The organism is Flavobacterium turcicum, from assembly GCF_011365745.1.
Taxonomy (GTDB): Bacteria; Bacteroidota; Bacteroidia; order Flavobacteriales; family Flavobacteriaceae; genus Flavobacterium; species Flavobacterium turcicum.
In genome coordinates, this window is sequence record NZ_JAAOBY010000001.1 from 230,189 (window position 1) to 246,800 (window position 16,612).

At 34.0% G+C, this 16,612-nt stretch carries 17 protein-coding genes; 16 read left to right on the plus strand and 1 reads right to left on the minus strand.

What is annotated here, in order from left to right; genetic code table 11:
• Positions 1–90 precede the first annotated feature (90 nt).
• Together G9Q29_RS01010 and G9Q29_RS01015 are read left to right on the plus strand one after the other, a co-directional pair.
• Complete coding sequence (locus G9Q29_RS01010) at positions 91–2,874, plus strand: outer membrane beta-barrel family protein (protein ID WP_166132652.1); 2,784 nt, start codon at positions 91–93, stop codon at positions 2,872–2,874.
• A gap of 49 nt (positions 2,875–2,923) precedes the next feature.
• On the plus strand, positions 2,924–3,685 hold the full coding sequence (locus G9Q29_RS01015) for a GLPGLI family protein (RefSeq protein WP_166132653.1): 762 nt from the start codon (positions 2,924–2,926) through the stop codon (positions 3,683–3,685).
• An 87-nt stretch (positions 3,686–3,772) separates the two neighbouring features.
• On the opposite strand, the gene G9Q29_RS01020 is transcribed toward G9Q29_RS01015, so the two are convergent.
• Positions 3,773–4,825: a ferredoxin--NADP reductase gene (locus G9Q29_RS01020; RefSeq protein WP_166132654.1), complete on the minus strand. Its 1,053-nt coding sequence runs from the start codon at positions 4,823–4,825 to the stop codon at positions 3,773–3,775.
• Between the two features lie 130 nt (positions 4,826–4,955).
• Here G9Q29_RS01020 and G9Q29_RS01025 point away from each other — a divergent pair, with 130 nt between their 5' ends.
• The 14 genes from G9Q29_RS01025 to G9Q29_RS01090 all read left to right on the plus strand — a co-directional run bounded on the left by G9Q29_RS01025 (position 4,956) and on the right by G9Q29_RS01090 (position 16,611).
• Positions 4,956–5,297, plus strand: coding sequence for a PadR family transcriptional regulator (locus G9Q29_RS01025; RefSeq protein WP_086453071.1), 342 nt, complete (start codon positions 4,956–4,958; stop codon positions 5,295–5,297).
• Positions 5,298–5,307: 10 nt separating this feature from the next.
• Entirely contained in the window at positions 5,308–5,961 is a 654-nt protein-coding gene (locus G9Q29_RS01030) for a hypothetical protein (RefSeq protein WP_166132461.1), read from the plus strand.
• 111 nt (positions 5,962–6,072) lie between these two features.
• Positions 6,073–6,753 (plus strand): hypothetical protein, encoded by a 681-nt coding sequence (locus G9Q29_RS01035; RefSeq protein WP_166132462.1) that lies wholly within the window; start codon positions 6,073–6,075, stop codon positions 6,751–6,753.
• 10 nt (positions 6,754–6,763) lie between these two features.
• Positions 6,764–7,438 carry a hypothetical protein gene (locus G9Q29_RS01040; RefSeq protein WP_166132655.1) on the plus strand — a complete coding sequence of 225 codons (675 nt, stop codon included), beginning with the start codon at positions 6,764–6,766 and terminating at the stop codon, positions 7,436–7,438.
• 10 nt (positions 7,439–7,448) lie between these two features.
• A complete protein-coding gene (locus tag G9Q29_RS01045; RefSeq protein ID WP_166132463.1) occupies positions 7,449–8,120 on the plus strand; it encodes a hypothetical protein in 672 nt (223 codons plus the stop codon).
• 216 nt (positions 8,121–8,336) lie between these two features.
• On the plus strand, positions 8,337–9,806 hold the full coding sequence (locus tag G9Q29_RS01050) for a DUF5687 family protein (RefSeq protein ID WP_166132656.1): 1,470 nt from the start codon (positions 8,337–8,339) through the stop codon (positions 9,804–9,806).
• 95 nt (positions 9,807–9,901) lie between these two features.
• On the plus strand, positions 9,902–10,597 hold the full coding sequence (locus G9Q29_RS01055; protein ID WP_166132657.1) for an ABC transporter ATP-binding protein: 696 nt from the start codon (positions 9,902–9,904) through the stop codon (positions 10,595–10,597).
• 311 nt (positions 10,598–10,908) lie between these two features.
• Complete coding sequence (gene porW / locus G9Q29_RS01060; RefSeq protein WP_166132658.1) at positions 10,909–13,536, plus strand: type IX secretion system periplasmic lipoprotein PorW/SprE; 2,628 nt, start codon at positions 10,909–10,911, stop codon at positions 13,534–13,536.
• A gap of 2 nt (positions 13,537–13,538) precedes the next feature.
• Positions 13,539–13,934 carry a bactofilin family protein gene (locus G9Q29_RS01065; protein ID WP_166132659.1) on the plus strand — a complete coding sequence of 132 codons (396 nt, stop codon included), beginning with the start codon at positions 13,539–13,541 and terminating at the stop codon, positions 13,932–13,934.
• Positions 13,912–14,142, plus strand: coding sequence for an AtpZ/AtpI family protein (locus G9Q29_RS01070; RefSeq protein WP_166132660.1), 231 nt, complete (start codon positions 13,912–13,914; stop codon positions 14,140–14,142). The genes G9Q29_RS01065 and G9Q29_RS01070 overlap by 23 nt, the downstream gene beginning before the upstream one ends.
• Positions 14,135–14,518: a hypothetical protein gene (locus G9Q29_RS01075; RefSeq protein WP_166132661.1), complete on the plus strand. Its 384-nt coding sequence runs from the start codon at positions 14,135–14,137 to the stop codon at positions 14,516–14,518. The genes G9Q29_RS01070 and G9Q29_RS01075 overlap by 8 nt, the downstream gene beginning before the upstream one ends.
• A 130-nt stretch (positions 14,519–14,648) precedes the next feature.
• Positions 14,649–15,800 carry a F0F1 ATP synthase subunit A gene (gene atpB / locus G9Q29_RS01080; protein WP_166132662.1) on the plus strand — a complete coding sequence of 384 codons (1,152 nt, stop codon included), beginning with the start codon at positions 14,649–14,651 and terminating at the stop codon, positions 15,798–15,800.
• Positions 15,801–15,841: 41 nt separating this feature from the next.
• Positions 15,842–16,042, plus strand: coding sequence for an ATP synthase F0 subunit C (gene atpE / locus G9Q29_RS01085; protein ID WP_026708812.1), 201 nt, complete (start codon positions 15,842–15,844; stop codon positions 16,040–16,042).
• Between the two features lie 77 nt (positions 16,043–16,119).
• Complete coding sequence (locus G9Q29_RS01090; RefSeq protein ID WP_166132663.1) at positions 16,120–16,611, plus strand: F0F1 ATP synthase subunit B; 492 nt, start codon at positions 16,120–16,122, stop codon at positions 16,609–16,611.
• Position 16,612 lies beyond the last annotated feature (1 nt).

Below are 16,612 nucleotides of genomic sequence, written 5' to 3' on the forward strand. Positions count from 1 at the left end.
CGAAACTAAAATTTAGGCTTGGCAGTAAAGTGCCACAATACTAGTTTTTATTTGTTTCAAAACGCATTAACCAAAAACCAACTAGTATTTATGTCAAACTTTAGGGTAACTCTTGCCATTTTATTTTTTGTAACCTTTACAGCTTTTGCTCAAAAAAGCAAAGTATCAGGAACATTAACCGCTGGAAGCGAAAAAACACCTATTTACAATTCGGTAATCGCATTATTAACGCCGGTCGATTCGGTGCTTTATAAATTTACACGTTCTGATAAAGACGGAAAATTTTTATTGAACAATGTAAAACCAGGCAGCTATATCTTGATGACTTCTCACAGTCAATATGCTGATTATTTAGATGATATTACTTTAACCGAAACAGACCGAAACTTAGGCAACATCAACTTAATGAGTAAAATGGAATTACTCCGAGAAGTGGTCATTAAAACGGGTTCTATCAAGATTAAAGGCGATACAACTAGTTACCGCGCCAGCGATTTTCAAGTGGATGCCAATGCTAACGTAGAGGAACTTCTAAAAAAATTACCCGGAATTCAAGTGGATAAAAACGGGACAATCAAAGCTATGGGTGAAACGGTTGAAAAAGTTTTGGTTGATGGCGAAGAATTTTTTGGTGATGATCCCGGTATGGCCGTAAAAAATTTACGTGCCGATGCTATTAAAGAGGTACAAGTTTTCAATAAAAAAAGCGACCAAGCTGAATTTACAGGAATTGACGACGGCGAGACTAAAAAAACGATCAATCTTAAGTTGAAAGAAGATAAAAAGAAAGGCTATTTTGGTAAAATTGACGGAGCAAATGAGCCCACAGCTGATAATGATTCACGTAACAACAGTAATATTTTGGTGAGCAGTTTTAAAGGAAAAAGAAAACTATCAGCTTTTTTATTAAATGGTAATACGGGTCAAGATGGTTTAAGTTGGGAGGACAGTGATAAATTTGGAGGTGGTGATGGTAATGTAAGTATGAACATGGATGATGATGGTAATGTGAGCTATGAGTGGACCGGTGGTGAAAATGATGACGAGCCGTATGTAGATACTCAAAATGGATTTATCAAAAATACCAATGCGGGTTTGCAATACAATAACAAATGGAACGACAAACACAGTTTAAATTTGTCGCCTAAATACAACCGACAAAGCTATCAAAACACTAGCAGCCGAAATACGCAAACACAAGTAGGCGATACGCAACTCAATCAAAACAGCTCAACGGTCAGTAATGTAAATAGAGATAATTTTAAAGCAAACGTAGTTTATGATGTGAAAATAGACTCAATAAATACCTTAAAGGTTACGGCAAAAACTAATTTTTACACTACCGAAAGTGACGAATTTACTAACGGAGATACCAGAGGAAATGATGGTTTGTTGCGCAACAGACAAGAGCGAATGTTTACCACAAATTCTGATAAGCAAGCGCTTTCTGCAAGTGTATTATTCAAACATAAATTTGCAAAACCGCGTAGAACCTTGTCAGTAAATAGTAGCTGGAACACATTAAACAGCAACTCTAATAATTTTTTGAAATCAAGTAATGAAAGCTACGAAGGCGGAGCTTTGGCTTTTAGTAATGAAGTAGATCAAAATAAAGTGGGCGAGAAAAACACACAAAATGTGAGTGTAAATACGACCTATACAGAACCTTTAGGTAAAAAGGTGGCTTTGCAATTGTCCTATCAAATTACGAATAACAGCGGCAATAGTAATTTTATCACCTACGATTTCTCTGATTTGAGCGGACGTTATGATGTAGTTGTTGATTCCTTATCCAATCAATTTGAGCAAAACATTACAACACACAAACCTTTAATTAAGTTGAGTTACAATGCAAAAAAGATCACTTACAGTTTTGGTAGTGGTTTTGGTTTTACTTTTTTTGATTTACAAGATTTATCTCAAAACAAAGAGTATAACCGCAGTTTTACTAACTTTTTTCCATCGGCAAACTTTTCATATAAATACAAAAGCAACAGTAACCTGCGTTTTAGCTATCAAGGAGCTACAAGACAACCTACTATTGATCAGTTGCAACCGCTTCGAAACAACCAGGATTTTTTCAACCAAGTTGTAGGTAACCCAGATTTGAAGCAATCATTTACGAACAGTTTTAATGTTACACATAGCACCTATAGCATTTTAACCGAAACCAATTTTTTTCAGAGTGTATCTTTTAGAACAACAGCAAACTTGATTTCGTTTAACAGAGATATCGATCCAGAAAGTGCAAAAACAGTAACTACTCCTATTAACACCAATGGTAATTTTTCGGCAAATGTTTATATGGGTTATGGTTTTAAATTAAAAAAATTGAACCTATTTGTTAATTTGAATCCGTCTCTTAATTACAACAGGTCTGTAAATAGCATCAACAAACAAATTAATAATTCGGATAATTTGAACTCTAGTTTTGGTCTCTATATTAACAAATCGAAAGAAAAAAAATACGATTTAACTTTGAGCAACACCTTCTCAAACAGTCGTAATAGTACTTCGCAAAACAATCAAGTTAGGTCTTTTAATACCAATGAACTAGGTTTTAGAGCAGGTGTTTATTTAACACAAAAATGGAAAATTGAATCAGATTACAATTGGTACGCCCGTCAAAAAACACTTGAATTTCAAGACCAACTTTCTAACCAACTTTGGAACGCAAGATTACAACGCACCTTTAAGAAAGAGGAGTTTACAGCTTATTTTTTAGTGAGAGATATTTTGAATCAAAACGTGGGAATTAATCGATTTATCTATGAAAATACGGTAGGTGAAGAGCGTAACGACAGATTGAAACGATATGCTATGATTGGGTTTACATGGAATTTTAAAAACAAAAACATAGAAGAAAAAAAATAGAATAAGAGAAATCAATTTTCTTTAAAAAATCATAAAAAAATACAATACTATGAAAACCTATTATGTATATCTAATGCTACTTGTATTTACTGGCAATTGTTTTGCGCAACAGTTTGTAGATAAAGCTGTTATTGAATATGAAGTGAGCACCAACCTTAAAAAAACAATGAGTAATGACAGTTGGAATGAGCAAATGAAAGAGAGCATATCTGATCTTAAAATTTCGTATTACAACTATACGTTTGAGAATAATAAAAGCTTGTTTAAATTTGACCGATGGAGTCCAAAAACTAAAATTCCGAATTACGAAAAAGAGGCAGACGAAGAGAATATTTGGTTTTTTGATTTTGCGAATCGCAAGATGAACGTTCAAAAGCAAATTGTGGGAACCAATTTTGTAATAGCAGATAGCATTCCAAAAATTGAATGGAAAATTACAAATGAACATCGTGAAATTGCGGGTTACAATTGTAGAAAAGCTGTTGGTAAAATTTTTGACGAAGTATATGTATTTGCTTTTTACACCGATGATATCACCATTTCAGGAGGTCCGTGCACTATAAATGGATTACCAGGAATGATTTTGGGTTTATCAATACCGCGTTTGTACACCTCGTATATTGCTACCAAAGTAGATTTGAAAATAAAAGACTCGAGTATCATTCAACCTATAACGGCTAAAAAAATGTATGATTTGAATGGTCTCAAAACTTTGATTGAGGAAAAAACAAAAGATTGGTACAGCTATGGCGAAGATAAAGAGGAGAATAAGCGCCAGAAAAGCATGTTTTTGTGGAATGCCTTTTTGTAAATAATTGGACCAGAACAGATAAAAAAAATTCCAAATCCCAGCTTTAAAAGTTGGTATTTGGAATTTTTAATATTGGATAATTACTTTTTAAACATCATCATAATCAACATAAATCGTGTCCGATGTAGGATGCGCTTGACAAGTAAGTATCAAACCATCGGCAATTTCTTTATCCGTAAGGATAGAATTCTTAGACATTTCAGCAGTTCCAGAGGTAACACGAGCCAAACAACTGCTGCAAATTCCGCCTTGGCAAGAATATGGAGCATCAATTCCTTGTTTTAATGCGGCATCTAGAACGGTTTGTTTTTGCGACATTTCAAAAGTAGTCTCTTCGTCATCTACCAAAACAGTAATTTTTGAATGACCGCCCAATGATTTTTCGATTTTATTTTCTTTGGTTGACGAAGCAAACAATTCAAATTTAATATTTGATTCTTTTACATTGTGCTCTTTTAAAACTCCAGAAACGGTATTGATCATTTCTTCAGGTCCACACAAGTAAAATTTAGAAAACTCAAGTTCTTTGTGTTTTGTATTTAAAACAAAATTCACGCTTGATTTTTCGATACGTCCAAACAAAGCATTTTCAACTTTAGCTTGACTGTACACATAATGCACAAACAAACGACCTACATATTGCAATTGCAAATCGTGTAACTCTTGGTGAAAAATAGTGTCTTCAGGTGATTTGTTGCCATAAACCAAAACAAAAGTGCTGTTAGGTTCGTTGTGTAAAACCGATTTTAAGATCGACATTACAGGAGTAATTCCACTTCCTGCCGCAAAAGCAGCGTAGTTGCGTTGGCGATCAGCCTGAGGTTCAAAAGTAAATTTCCCTTCCGGAGTTCCTACTTCAAGAACGTCACCCGCTTGGAGTTTGGTGTTGGCAAATTGCGAAAACAAACCATTAGGAACGGCTTTAACAGCAATTCGAAGTTCATCACTATCAGGCGAAGAACAAATAGAGTAGGCTCTACGAATTTCTTGACCGTCAAGGGTTAGTTTTAAGTTCAAATATTGACCAGCAATAAAAGCATAATTGGCTTTTAATTCTTGTGGTACGTTAAAAAGTATGGAAACTGCATCTTTAGTTTCGCGTTTTACTTCTTTTATAATAAGTTTTAAAAAAGACGACATGTGATAATTTTTTTTACAAAGATACTAAAGTCAATAGGTAAGTTAAATTAAAGTAATTGAAAATTTACATACCTAGAATTGTTATGTATAAGATTCTTATGTATATTTGTTTTTCCAAAAGAAAATGAAAATGAAAAACTCACAATTGTACAAAGGAAGTCTGAATACGATTATCATGAAATTGCTAGAAGAAAATGGCAAGATGTACGGCTATGAAATCACTCAGAAAGTAAAAGCGATTACTGCGGGCGAGTTGAATATTACCGAAGGCGCTTTGTATCCTGCCTTGCACAAACTTGAGGCCGAAGGAATTTTGGATGTTGAAATTGAAAAAGTAGACAACCGCATGCGCAAGTATTACAAACTGACCGAAGCAGGCGAGAAGGAAACCGTTAATAGACTTTCAGAACTCGAGGATTTCATCAGAAACATGCAGAGTTTAGTGAACCCTAAGCCTAGTTTAGAATTTTAATTTTTAGAATATGCAATTAACCACCGAACAAATAGAATGTATCAATCAAACCTTAATTGCAAAAGGGGTGAAGTTTGACGATTTGAAACTAGAAGTTTTAGACCATATTGCTACTGAAATTGAAAATGAAATGGAAGTTTCAAATAATGACTTTTCAGTAGTTTTTAATCAGGTTTTTGAAAATTGGAATTCTGAATTACAACCAACTAGAGCTTTTTTCTCCCTGAATACATATTATCCTAAATTGGCGCGAAATGCTTTTAGAAATCAAATAAAACTAGAAATAGTTACAACTATTATACTCTCTGCAGTATTGTTTTTTAGTTTTCAATTGTTATCGGATTCTAATATAAAACTCCAGTTTATTTTATGGATTAAGAAAGTGTTTTTTTACGCCTATATTGGAACAATATTATTGATGTTTATTTTTAAATTTTTCAATTCAAAATCAAAGGTATCGTCCACTTTTAGGCATTCATTTGATACAAGATTCCCGGTGATTTTTGTTTGGTTAGCTTTTATTTTCAATGATAATATACCTCATGATGCAACCAATCAAAATTTGTTTGTACTGTCAATGGGATGCCTTTTTATGTACTTACTTTCTTTTATTTATTTAGGATTTAAGCATTATCAATTCCAAAGAAGATTTTTATTTAATTAGAATTTATTTTCTACAAGTTTGTCATGCTGAGGAATGAAGCATCTCTAAAAATTGTATTTAATTTTAGACACAAAATCAAAAAAAAACACCAACTGAATTAATCTTTAGAAGATGAAACTAACCACCGAACAAATAGCACAAATAGAAGAGACTTTAGTTTTAAACGGTCTTGTTTATCAAGATGTGAAGCTAGAAATAATTGACCACATAGCATCAGAAATTGAAGAAAGAATGAGTCAGGAAGAAATTTCATTTGACAGTGTCTGTAAATCAGTTTTTGAGAAATGGAAAAGTGCACTAGTAATTTCTTCAAGTTATGCTTGGTTAGGAGCTTTCTTTAAAGCACCTCAATTTGTAGTAGACAAATTAGTCGCTTATTCTAAAAGAGAGGCTTTACATGTATTTTTTTCAGTTCTTGTTTTCGGGTCTCTACTAGCTTTTATAGTTTCAAATACATTTCAAAAAGAAACCTTTAAAGCCATTAGTTTAGCTTTACAAGGAGTTTATACCCTTTTGATGGTATGTATCAGTATAAGTATGTTCTTGATTTGGAGATCTACAATTAAAACTATGTACGGAAGATTGTTTCTTTTCAGAGGTTGGGTCGTTTTTTTATTTTGCTTACAGTTTAACATCTATAGAGATCCATTGAAACATTTTGATGCTACTAATTCTTTTTTGCAAAATCTAGTAGGCTGTATATTATTATGTATTCCATTTGTGTACTCTTTCTTTCAATTAATGTTGGCTAGTGAACATTTTAAAATCGTTAAAAAATTGAAATTAGTTTAATCTTTATTTTATGAAACTAACCACCGAACAAATAGAATACGTATCCAATTACATCAAATCCTTAGATATCAAATGGTATGAATTGCAAGTAGAATTTACAGATCACATGGTTACTAGTATGGAGGAGATTTGGGAGAACGATCCTGAGTTAACATTTCATCAAGTGAAGCAGTGCGCTGAAAGTAAGTTTGTAGGGCATTCTAGTTTTAAATCGATTCAAGAAGAACGAAAAGGTATTTTGCAAAAGGAATACAATAGAAGTCAACGAAAAATGATTGTGGAATTTTTAAAATTCCCCAAAATTATTGGAAGTATTATGTTAGGAATTCTCGCCTACCAAGCTTCTTTTTACTTTGAGAAACCTAGTAAGTCCTTAGGATTATTATTTGCATTGTTATTAGTTTTTATAATTCCAGGATTGTATAACTTCTTCAAGAATTATAAAATTCAAGGAAAACGTTTTTTAGCAGTAAGTTACTATTCTTTAAGTTTAACAGTTTCGATGATTTTCCCTAATATAGGAATCAACCTAACTAATGTTTTTAAAGAAGAAATCCAGCAGAATCATCTTTTGTTCATATCGCTTATTTGTTTTTGGGTCGTTGGACTTTTGTTTTGCGCAACAGGAGTCTATCTTGATATAAAACATGTAGCAAAAGTTAAAAAACAATACCAACTGAATTAATCTTTAGAAGATGAAATTAACCACCCAACAAATAGAATCTATCAATCAAATTTTAATAGCAAAAGGACTGAATTTTGACGATTTGAAAGTAGAAGTTTTAGATCATATCGCTACTGAAATAGAAGAGAAAATACAGAATACAAATTGTGCTTTTGATGTTGCTTTTAAGGAAGTTCTTGAAAAATGGGAGCCAGAATTTAAACCATCCTTTTCGGGATTTATAGGTTTTACAAACCCAAGAATAATGACTGTCAAATGCCACAAAATAGTGAAAAGACAATTTTTAACCGCAATTGCAACTTCATCTTTGCTTACGCTCGTATTCTTGCTTTTTGTCAGAAACTCAAGCCTCGGATTGTTTCTTGCAGCTATCCAAGGAACCCTGAGATCATTTGTTCTTTTAGAATTTGGGTTGGTTGCTCTAGCTTGGATTTTAATTTGGAGGTCAAAACACCAAACTACTTATGGTTATTTGATGAACAAAAAAAGCGCTGGCATAATGATCTTTTTACTTATGATGGGGATTGGTTTATTTCCAGTTAAAATAAATCATCCAGATGTTAAAATTGCTTTCGTATCGGTTTTCGCAGCCATAATTTACATTGTCAGCACCAAAATTTACTTGAAACTAGCATACAAACATTTTGAGTTTGTAAAGAAAATATCGCTTGTAAAACCATAAATCCTTACGTGGGTTTTCTTGATGATTTGTTTGCTCTTGATGGCTGAGATGCTTCGTTCCTCAGTATGACAAATAACACTACCTACAAGAGTAAATTTCCGACACTTAAAAAACCAAAACACAAAGTCAAAAGAGCACTTTTCTTTCAAAAAAAATTACTTCGTTGTAACATTTTCTGACTTTGACTTACTTACTAGCAAACCAAAAAACCAAAAGATGATTTCAAAATTCCTTTATCTCGAATGGAAGGCTTTCACAAGGTCAGCCTCTTTCGCATCTAACTTGGCGCTAAAAATCCTGATGGGTTTTGTTGCGGCCTATTTCATTTTAATATTTTTAGGATTAGGAGTAGGTGCATTCTATATCCTCAAAAAAATGAAATTGGATCCTATTGTAGCCGTAAATCAATTTTTATTTTATTACGTGGTGATGGATTTAATTGTTCGCATGATGCTTCAAAAAATTCCAGTGCTCAATATTCGTCCTTTATTGAATTTTCCGATTAAAAGAGAAACCATCGTCCATTTTTCGTTAGGCAAAACAATCCTTTCGTTTTTTAATTTGCTACACGCATTTTTCTTGATTCCGTTTAGCGTAGTCTTGATTATTGAAGGTTACAATCCGCTATTGGTAGTGTTTTGGTACTTGGCCATTTACGCACTGTTGTATTGCAATAATTTCATCAATATTTTATTGAGCAACAAAGACGGATTATTCATGATTTTCTTGGGACTATCAGCAGTTTTAGCCGGCTTGCAGTATTATGAAATATTTGATATTACTACCTTTATGGGACCAGTATTTCAGTCTTTTTACAACACTTATTGGGCATTTAGTATTCCGGTTTTGGCATTAATTGCTTTGTACATTATTTCATTTAAATATTTCAAAAATAACTTGTACCTCGATGCAGGCTTATCTACCAAACACGATGAAGCAAAAACCGAAGACTTAACTTGGTTGAACCAATTTGGAACCATCGGTACCTTCCTTAAAAACGACATCAAATTAATCAAAAGAAACAAGCGTTCCAAAACTACAGTTGGTTTGAGTGTCATGTTTCTATTTTATGGCTTGTTGTTCTTTACCAATGGTATTCCAATGTATAACAATCCTACGATGCATATTTTTGCGGGAATCTTTGTTTCTGGTGGATTCTTAATCACTTTTGGGCAGTTCGTACCAAGTTGGGACAGCTCGTATTACCAATTAATGATGACACAAAATATCCCGTACCGTGGGTATTTGAGTTCAAAATGGTGGTTAATGGTAATAGCTACAATTATAACCACAGTAATAGCTGCGCCCTATTTGTATTTTGGTTGGCAAATTTATTTAACCATAATTGTAGGTGCTATTTATAACATCGGAGTCAACTCGCATTTGGTGTTACTTGGTGGTGCATTTACCAAAACCCCCATCGATTTAAGTTCAGGCAAAGGTGCCTTTGGTGATAAGAAAGCATTCAACATAAAAACCATGCTCATCTCATTACCACAATTAGGTTTACCAATGCTCGTGTATTGGTTAGGTTCAAGATTTGACAGTGCAACAACCGGTTTGGCCTTAGTAGCACTTCTTGGCGTAATTGGTTTTGCATTCAAAGAAAAAGCATTTACCTTAATCGAAAAAACATATAAATCAGAAAAATACGCTACCATAGCAGCATACAAACAAAAAGGATAATTAGGACTCTCACTGAGTAAGCTTACAAATCCTTAATTTTCTTAATGGTTTAAAAAAAAGAGACAACAACAAACCAACCTATTAAACTAATAACAATGATACAAGTAAACAACCTTACCAAAACATACAACGGAACAACCGTATTAAATATAGAAGCATTAGAAATCAAACAAGGCGAAAGCTTTGGCTTAGTGGGTAACAACGGCGCTGGAAAAACCACTTTTTTCAGTCTTTTGCTAGACTTAATTCAAGCGTCTACCGGAAACATAGTAAACCACGGCATAAATGTAAGTAAAAGCGAGGCTTGGAAACCTTTCACCGCCTCTTTTCTTGATGAAAGTTTTTTAATAAGCTATCTAACTCCCGAAGAATATTTTTATTTCATAGGCGATTTACGCGGTCAAAACAAAGCTGATGTTGATGCGTTACTAGCCAAACACGAAGAGTTTTTTAATGGCGAAATCTTAAAAAACAAAAAATACCTGCGCGATTTATCTAAAGGAAACCAGAAAAAAGTAGGTATCATTGCTACTTTAATTGGTAATCCGTCCGTGGTTATTCTCGATGAGCCTTTTGCTAACCTTGACCCAACCACGCAATTTCGCCTTAAAAAAATCATCAAAGAACTAGCCGATGATCCAACCGTTACCGTATTGGTTTCAAGCCACGACTTGCAGCACACTGTTGAGGTAAGCGACCGTATTGTAGCCATGCAAAAAGGCCAAGTGGTTAAAGACATTCAAACCTCAGAAGAAACATTAAAAGAATTAGAAGAATTTTTTGCCGTATAAATGCAGTAAAAAACACCCTAATATAAAGTGCTAATTGTTTCAGTACTCACGCTATTTCAGTGTGAATATTGAAACAATTAGCTTTTTTTTGGGCGTAACCCTCCGTAAAAACTTCGGGTCGGGCTTTACGCTCTATCTTTATTTTCGATCCAAAAATCGAAAAATAAAGGATGCCGCTGCAATCCCTTACGCACAACCATTGCACTTCAAATAAAAGGTCATAATTTTCACGATATCAAAAAGAAATGTATTTTTACCAATGCGTATACTAAAAAGTATATTTCATAGTTAATTGATAAAAACGTTTTCCATTGAAAATCAATACATACAAATCCTTACTTACACTCCTTTTCCTTGCTGTAGTAGTAGCGTGTTCGACCAAAAAAGACACTTTTTTAGCCAGAAATTCGCATGCCTTGAGCACAAAATACAACATTCTGTACAACGGCCAAGTAGGTCTAGACAAAGGTATTAAGTCCCTTCAAATGGGTAGCGACGATAATTTTTGGGATATTTTACCCATTGAAAAAATGCAAGTTTCGGATGAATTTACACCCGAAAAAGCCAAAAATCCAGACTTTGAATTAGCCGAAACCAAAGCAACCAAAGCCATTCAAAAACACTCCATGAATATTGGTGGCAAAGAAAAAAATTTCCAAATAGATGAAGCCTATCTTATGCTAGGAAAAGCAAGGTACTATGACCAGCGTTTTGTACCAGCTCTTGATGCATTCAATTACATCCTTTATAAATATCCCAACAGCAGCAAAATTTACGAAGCAAAAATTTGGCGCGAAAAAACCAATATGCGTTTGGGTAACGATGCACAAGTAATCAAAAACATTAGTAAATTATTAGATGACCGTAAAGTACAAAAGCAAGTTTACGCTGATGCCAATGCACTTTTAGCAGCCTCTTTTTTGAATTTAGAAGAAAAAGACAGCGCAGTTGTTAAATTAAAGCAAGCCATTAATTTTACCAAAGTAAATCAAGAAAAAGCCAGATATCGTTTTGTTTTAGGTCAATTATATCAAAAAGCTGGCTACAAAGACAGCGCAGTAACAACCTTTCAAGAAATCATTGCAATGAACCGAAAGGCCGAGCGTAGATTTGTTTTGCAAGCGCATGCCAAAAAAGCAGAATTATTTGATTATCAAAACGGTGACACAGCACTATTTGTAAAAACATTTAATAAATTACTTAAAGATAGAGAGAACAGACCTTTTAAAGATTTGATTTTTCATCAAATGGCAGTTTTTCAAGACAAGCAAAACAATCAAAAAGCGGCTATTGCTTTGTATAATTCTTCACTTAAAACCAATTCAAAAGATTCGTATTTGGTAGCATCCAACTACCGCAATTTGGGTGACATGTATTTCAAGAATGCCTCCTACGCTTCAGCTGCAAAGTACTACGATAGTACATTGGTCAAGCTAAACAATAACACAAGAGAGTTTGCTAAAATTGAAAAAATCAGAAAAAATTTAGACGAAGTAATTGCCTATGAAGCTATTGCGCAACACAACGACAGTATTCTAAAAATTGTTGCTATGAGTCCAGAGCAGCAAAACTCTTTTTATGAAAACTACATTGCACAACTCAAAGAGAAAGACGAACAAAAAAAACTACTTGAGGCTAAAAATAAAGAACTTCAAGAAAACCGAGAACGAAATGCGTCTATTAGTTCTGCTGATCCTAGTGGTGGTTTTGATACCTTGAATGCAGCCCCTATTCCCGGTATGGCGCCTCCGTCTATGAATCCTATTGGGGCTCCACAGCCGGGTAGTAGTTCTTTTTATTTTTACAACGCAACCACTGTAGCATTTGGTAAAGTCGAATTTAAAAAATTATGGGGCGATAGATCACGTAATGGCAATTGGCGCTTTTCAGGAACCAAAGTAGGCAACACTACTGTTGCCGCTGATGATGCAACTACAGCAACAGATTCAACAGCTGCCGTTGCTACTATTGAAAAGCCAGAATACAGTACGCTTTTTTATACCAAGCAATTACCCACTGATGCAAAAGAATTAGATAGTATTGCCAAAGAGCGTAACAGCGCCTATTATAATTTAGGTATTGTCTATAAAGAAAAATTCAAAGAAAACGAACTAGCAATAAGCAAGCTAGAGCAGTTACTTTTGACCAATCCAGAGGAAAAGCTAGTGTTACCTACGCTGTATAATTTGTTTAAATTGTATCAATCAACAAATGCTACCAAGGCCGAAGCTATGAAAACTCGAATTTCACAAGAGTTCCCTAATTCTCGTTATGCGCAAATTATCAACCAAAATGCGCAAAGTACAATAGCAATAGCTGATTCTCCCGAAACGGAGTATAACAAATGGTATAAATTATTCGAAAAGGAGGACTTCAATACGATTTTATCTAACATTGATAATTTGATTGTACAGTTTTCTGGTGACGAAATTGTTTCAAAATTCGAATTGCTAAAGGCCAATACACTAGGTAAAGTTAAAGGACTTGCAGCCTACAAAAAAGCCATGCAAGATGTAGTAGATAATTATCCTAATAGTGAAGAGGGTAAAAGTGCAGCCTTGATTTTAAAAGAACAAATTCCAGTTTTAGAACAATTGAACTTCAAAACGGCTGTAGCTAGTAACTACAAAATTTTATACCAAGTAGGTGCTCGTGACGATGAAAAGACAACAGCCTTGGAAGCCAGTTTAAAAGCATTTTTTGAAGGTGAGAATTTACAAAAGCTGTACCTTTCTTATGACTTATATACCGATAATAATGCGTTTGTAACAATTCACGGCATACCTACACAAAATTATGCTGCAGATATCTTGACAGTTTTAGCAGAAAATAAAAAATACAATCTCACAACACCTGCTATAATTATCGCATCAGAGAATTATAGGATTGTGCAAATCAAGAAAAATTTAGAGAGTTATCTAGCCCTCGAAAAAAAATAACTATGTTCGATAAAAAACAAAAATCATACACCGATCTTTTGGGTAAAACCAATAGGATTGTGGAAGGAACCACTATTAAAGGAGATATTATTTCGCAAGCTGATTTTAGATTAGACGGTCACTTGGTGGGTAATTTTCAAACTGCTGGTAAAATTGTAATTGGCCCCGCCGGAAGTGTTACCGGAGATATTATTTGTAAAAACGCAGATATTGAGGGGAAATTTGAAGGCAACATCAAAGTTCAGGAACTTTTGAGTGTAAAAGCAAAGGCTAGTATTCAAGGGCAAGTAACTGTTGGAAAATTAGCAGTAGAGCCAGGTGCAACTTTCTCTGCGGCTTGTTCGATGCAAATTCAATCTAAAAATCCAGAGGTACATGAAAAAGAAAGCAGAAAATAATGCCAAATGGTTGGTCTTTCTAGCAATACCTTTTCAAATGGGTACTATTATTTTTGCATTTACCTATCTTGGAATCTGGCTAGATGATAATTACAGCCAAGCTGATTCTTCTGTTTATACTATCGTACTTTCACTAATTTCTGTTTTTATTGCCTTGTATAATGTAATACGGCAAGTAAAAAATTTAAACAATTCTAAAAATGAATAAAATTTTACCTTTTCTTAAGGCTTTAATTCCTTTTACCTTATTACTTTTTGTCGTACAGTATTATGCAGTACAAACTTTTGGTTATCAAAAAGACCTGTTTTACAGCACAGAGAGCGTTTATGGATTTTTACTAATCACCACTATACTTATATATGTATTACTGCTTTTTGTGAATCAAAATTTTCCTGATTTTACTGGCTTTGCATTTTTAGGAACAACATTTATAAAGATGATGGCAGCGGTGGTTTTTTTGTGGCCATTAATTAAAGCCGAAAACGTTGCAACTAATCTTAATATCGGAGCTTTTTTCATTCCATATTTCCTATTTTTACTTTTTGAAACCGTTTTTGCGGTTCGATTGATAAATAAAAGATAGGTTGACTGCAAATAATGCAATAGCACTCAAAATTGATTTTTTAAAAACATGATTATAATTTTCAATTTTGAATTAAATATGTACCTTTGCAAAAAATTTTAAAAACGTAAAATCAGATACACAATTAATAATGGTAATTTCAAAAAAATCACTTCAATTCCTGTTAGTTACTTTTGTAGCGTGTATGCCGTTGGTAAATTTCGCAAACCCAGCCGCGGATAGTCTTCAAAATCATACCGAAAGCGTGGCAACTGTTGCTGATGCGCATGCTGAAGCGGGTCATTCTGCTGAAAAAGAATTCAATGCTACGGAATTGATCAATGAGCACATTGGTGATTCGCATGAGTTCCATATTGCTGATTGGGCGGGTCACCCGATTTCGTTTTACTTACCTGTTATTTTATGGACAAACTCTGGTTTAGAAATTTTTTCAGCAGAGCAATTTCACCACGATAACGAAGGACATCATGTTGTAGATGTAAACGGTCAAAAATTGGTTCGTTATAATGAAGTTATTTTTTACGCAGATAAATTTGAAACATTAACTGAAGATCAAAAAAAGAACGGTGCATTTGAATTTGATGCAAGACCTCTTGATTTTTCTATAACTAAGAATGTTTTCTCTATGTTAATGTCGGCTTTGGTTTTATTCTTCTTATTTTTTGCAGTAGCAAGATCGTACAAGAAAAACCCAAAAGCACCAAAAGGAATCGCTGGTTTCTTAGAGCCGTTGGTTATTTTTGTAAGAGATGAAATTGCTATCCCAAATATCGGAATCAAAAAATACGCGAAATACATGCCGTATTTGTTAACGATCTTTTTCTTTATCTGGATCAACAACCTTATTGGTTTAATACCGTTTTTCCCATTTAGTGCCAACCTTACGGGTAACATCTTCTTTACATTTGTATTGGCTTTGTTTACTTTTATCGTAACTACTTTCAGCGGAAGCAAAGATTACTGGAAACACATTTTCTTGCCACCAGTTCCAAAAGCATTGTATCCTATTATGATACCAGTAGAAATTATTGGTATGTTGACAAAACCTTTCGCATTGATGATTCGTTTATTCGCTAACATCACTGCAGGGCATATTATCATCTTGAGTTTAGTCTCATTGATTTTTATATTCAAAACAGTAGCGGTTGCGCCAATTTCTGGAGCGTTCGTATTGTTCATGAGTGTACTTGAAATGTTGGTTGCTGCGTTGCAAGCTTATGTGTTTACGTTGTTAACTGCATTGTTTATTGGTCAGGCTGTTGAAGAGCACGACCACCATTAATTTGTGTTTTATTAATTATTAACTATATTAAATTTAGTATTATGGTATTAGCTGGAATCGGAGCTGGATTAGCTGTTATTGGTGCAGGTCTAGGTATTGGAAAAATTGGTGGTTCTGCAATGGACGCTATTGCTCGTCAACCTGAGGCTGCTGGAAAAATCCAGACTGCTATGATTATTGCTGCTGCACTTATTGAAGGTGTTGCACTTTTCGCAGTAGTTGTTGCGTTAATTGCACAATAATTAAAGCTTAAAACTTCTTGATACGGTTGGTATCAAGAAGTTTTTATTTCTAAAACAAACTTTTTAAATATAAAAATATGAATTTAACAGCACCAGAGAGTTTAATATTTTGGACCTCTATCATCTTTATAGTTTTCTTTATCTTGCTTGGTAAATTTGCTTGGAAACCAATTTTAAGCGCCGTAAAAGGAAGAGAAGATTCTATCAACTCTGCTTTGGCTGCAGCCGAAACAGCACGTTTAGAAATGCAAAATTTAACTGCAGAAAATGAGCGTATTTTACAAGAAGCACGTTTAGAGCGTGATGCTTTGTTGAAAGAAGCTCGTGATATGAGAGAAAAAATGATCGCTGATTCAAAAGCTGATGCGCAAGCAGAAGGTGCACGTATGATCGAGCAAGCGAAAACAGCTATTGCTGCTGAGAAAAATGCTGCTATGGCTGAATTGAAATCACAAGTATCTACTTTGTCTTTGAGTATTGCTGAAAAAGTATTAAGAGAAGAACTATCTAACAAAGAATCTCAAACTAAATTGATTGAGAACATGTTGGGTGACGTTAAATTGAACTAAT

Excerpts from the sequence above, each read along its gene's own strand:
- G9Q29_RS01010 (WP_166132652.1), top strand. The coding sequence starts at position 91 with ATGTCAAACTTTAGGGTAACTCTTGCCATTTTATTTTTTGTAACCTTT.
- G9Q29_RS01015 (WP_166132653.1), top strand. The coding sequence starts at position 2,924 with ATGAAAACCTATTATGTATATCTAATGCTACTTGTATTTACTGGCAAT.
- G9Q29_RS01020 (WP_166132654.1), bottom strand. The coding sequence starts at position 4,825 with ATGTCGTCTTTTTTAAAACTTATTATAAAAGAAGTAAAACGCGAAACT.
- G9Q29_RS01025 (WP_086453071.1), top strand. The coding sequence starts at position 4,956 with ATGAAAAACTCACAATTGTACAAAGGAAGTCTGAATACGATTATCATG.
- G9Q29_RS01030 (WP_166132461.1), top strand. The coding sequence starts at position 5,308 with ATGCAATTAACCACCGAACAAATAGAATGTATCAATCAAACCTTAATT.
- G9Q29_RS01035 (WP_166132462.1), top strand. The coding sequence starts at position 6,073 with ATGAAACTAACCACCGAACAAATAGCACAAATAGAAGAGACTTTAGTT.
- G9Q29_RS01040 (WP_166132655.1), top strand. The coding sequence starts at position 6,764 with ATGAAACTAACCACCGAACAAATAGAATACGTATCCAATTACATCAAA.
- G9Q29_RS01045 (WP_166132463.1), top strand. The coding sequence starts at position 7,449 with ATGAAATTAACCACCCAACAAATAGAATCTATCAATCAAATTTTAATA.
- G9Q29_RS01050 (WP_166132656.1), top strand. The coding sequence starts at position 8,337 with ATGATTTCAAAATTCCTTTATCTCGAATGGAAGGCTTTCACAAGGTCA.
- G9Q29_RS01055 (WP_166132657.1), top strand. The coding sequence starts at position 9,902 with ATGATACAAGTAAACAACCTTACCAAAACATACAACGGAACAACCGTA.
- G9Q29_RS01065 (WP_166132659.1), top strand. The coding sequence starts at position 13,539 with ATGTTCGATAAAAAACAAAAATCATACACCGATCTTTTGGGTAAAACC.
- G9Q29_RS01070 (WP_166132660.1), top strand. The coding sequence starts at position 13,912 with ATGAAAAAGAAAGCAGAAAATAATGCCAAATGGTTGGTCTTTCTAGCA.
- G9Q29_RS01075 (WP_166132661.1), top strand. The coding sequence starts at position 14,135 with ATGAATAAAATTTTACCTTTTCTTAAGGCTTTAATTCCTTTTACCTTA.
- atpB (WP_166132662.1), top strand. The coding sequence starts at position 14,649 with ATGGTAATTTCAAAAAAATCACTTCAATTCCTGTTAGTTACTTTTGTA.
- atpE (WP_026708812.1), top strand. The coding sequence starts at position 15,842 with ATGGTATTAGCTGGAATCGGAGCTGGATTAGCTGTTATTGGTGCAGGT.
- G9Q29_RS01090 (WP_166132663.1), top strand. The coding sequence starts at position 16,120 with ATGAATTTAACAGCACCAGAGAGTTTAATATTTTGGACCTCTATCATC.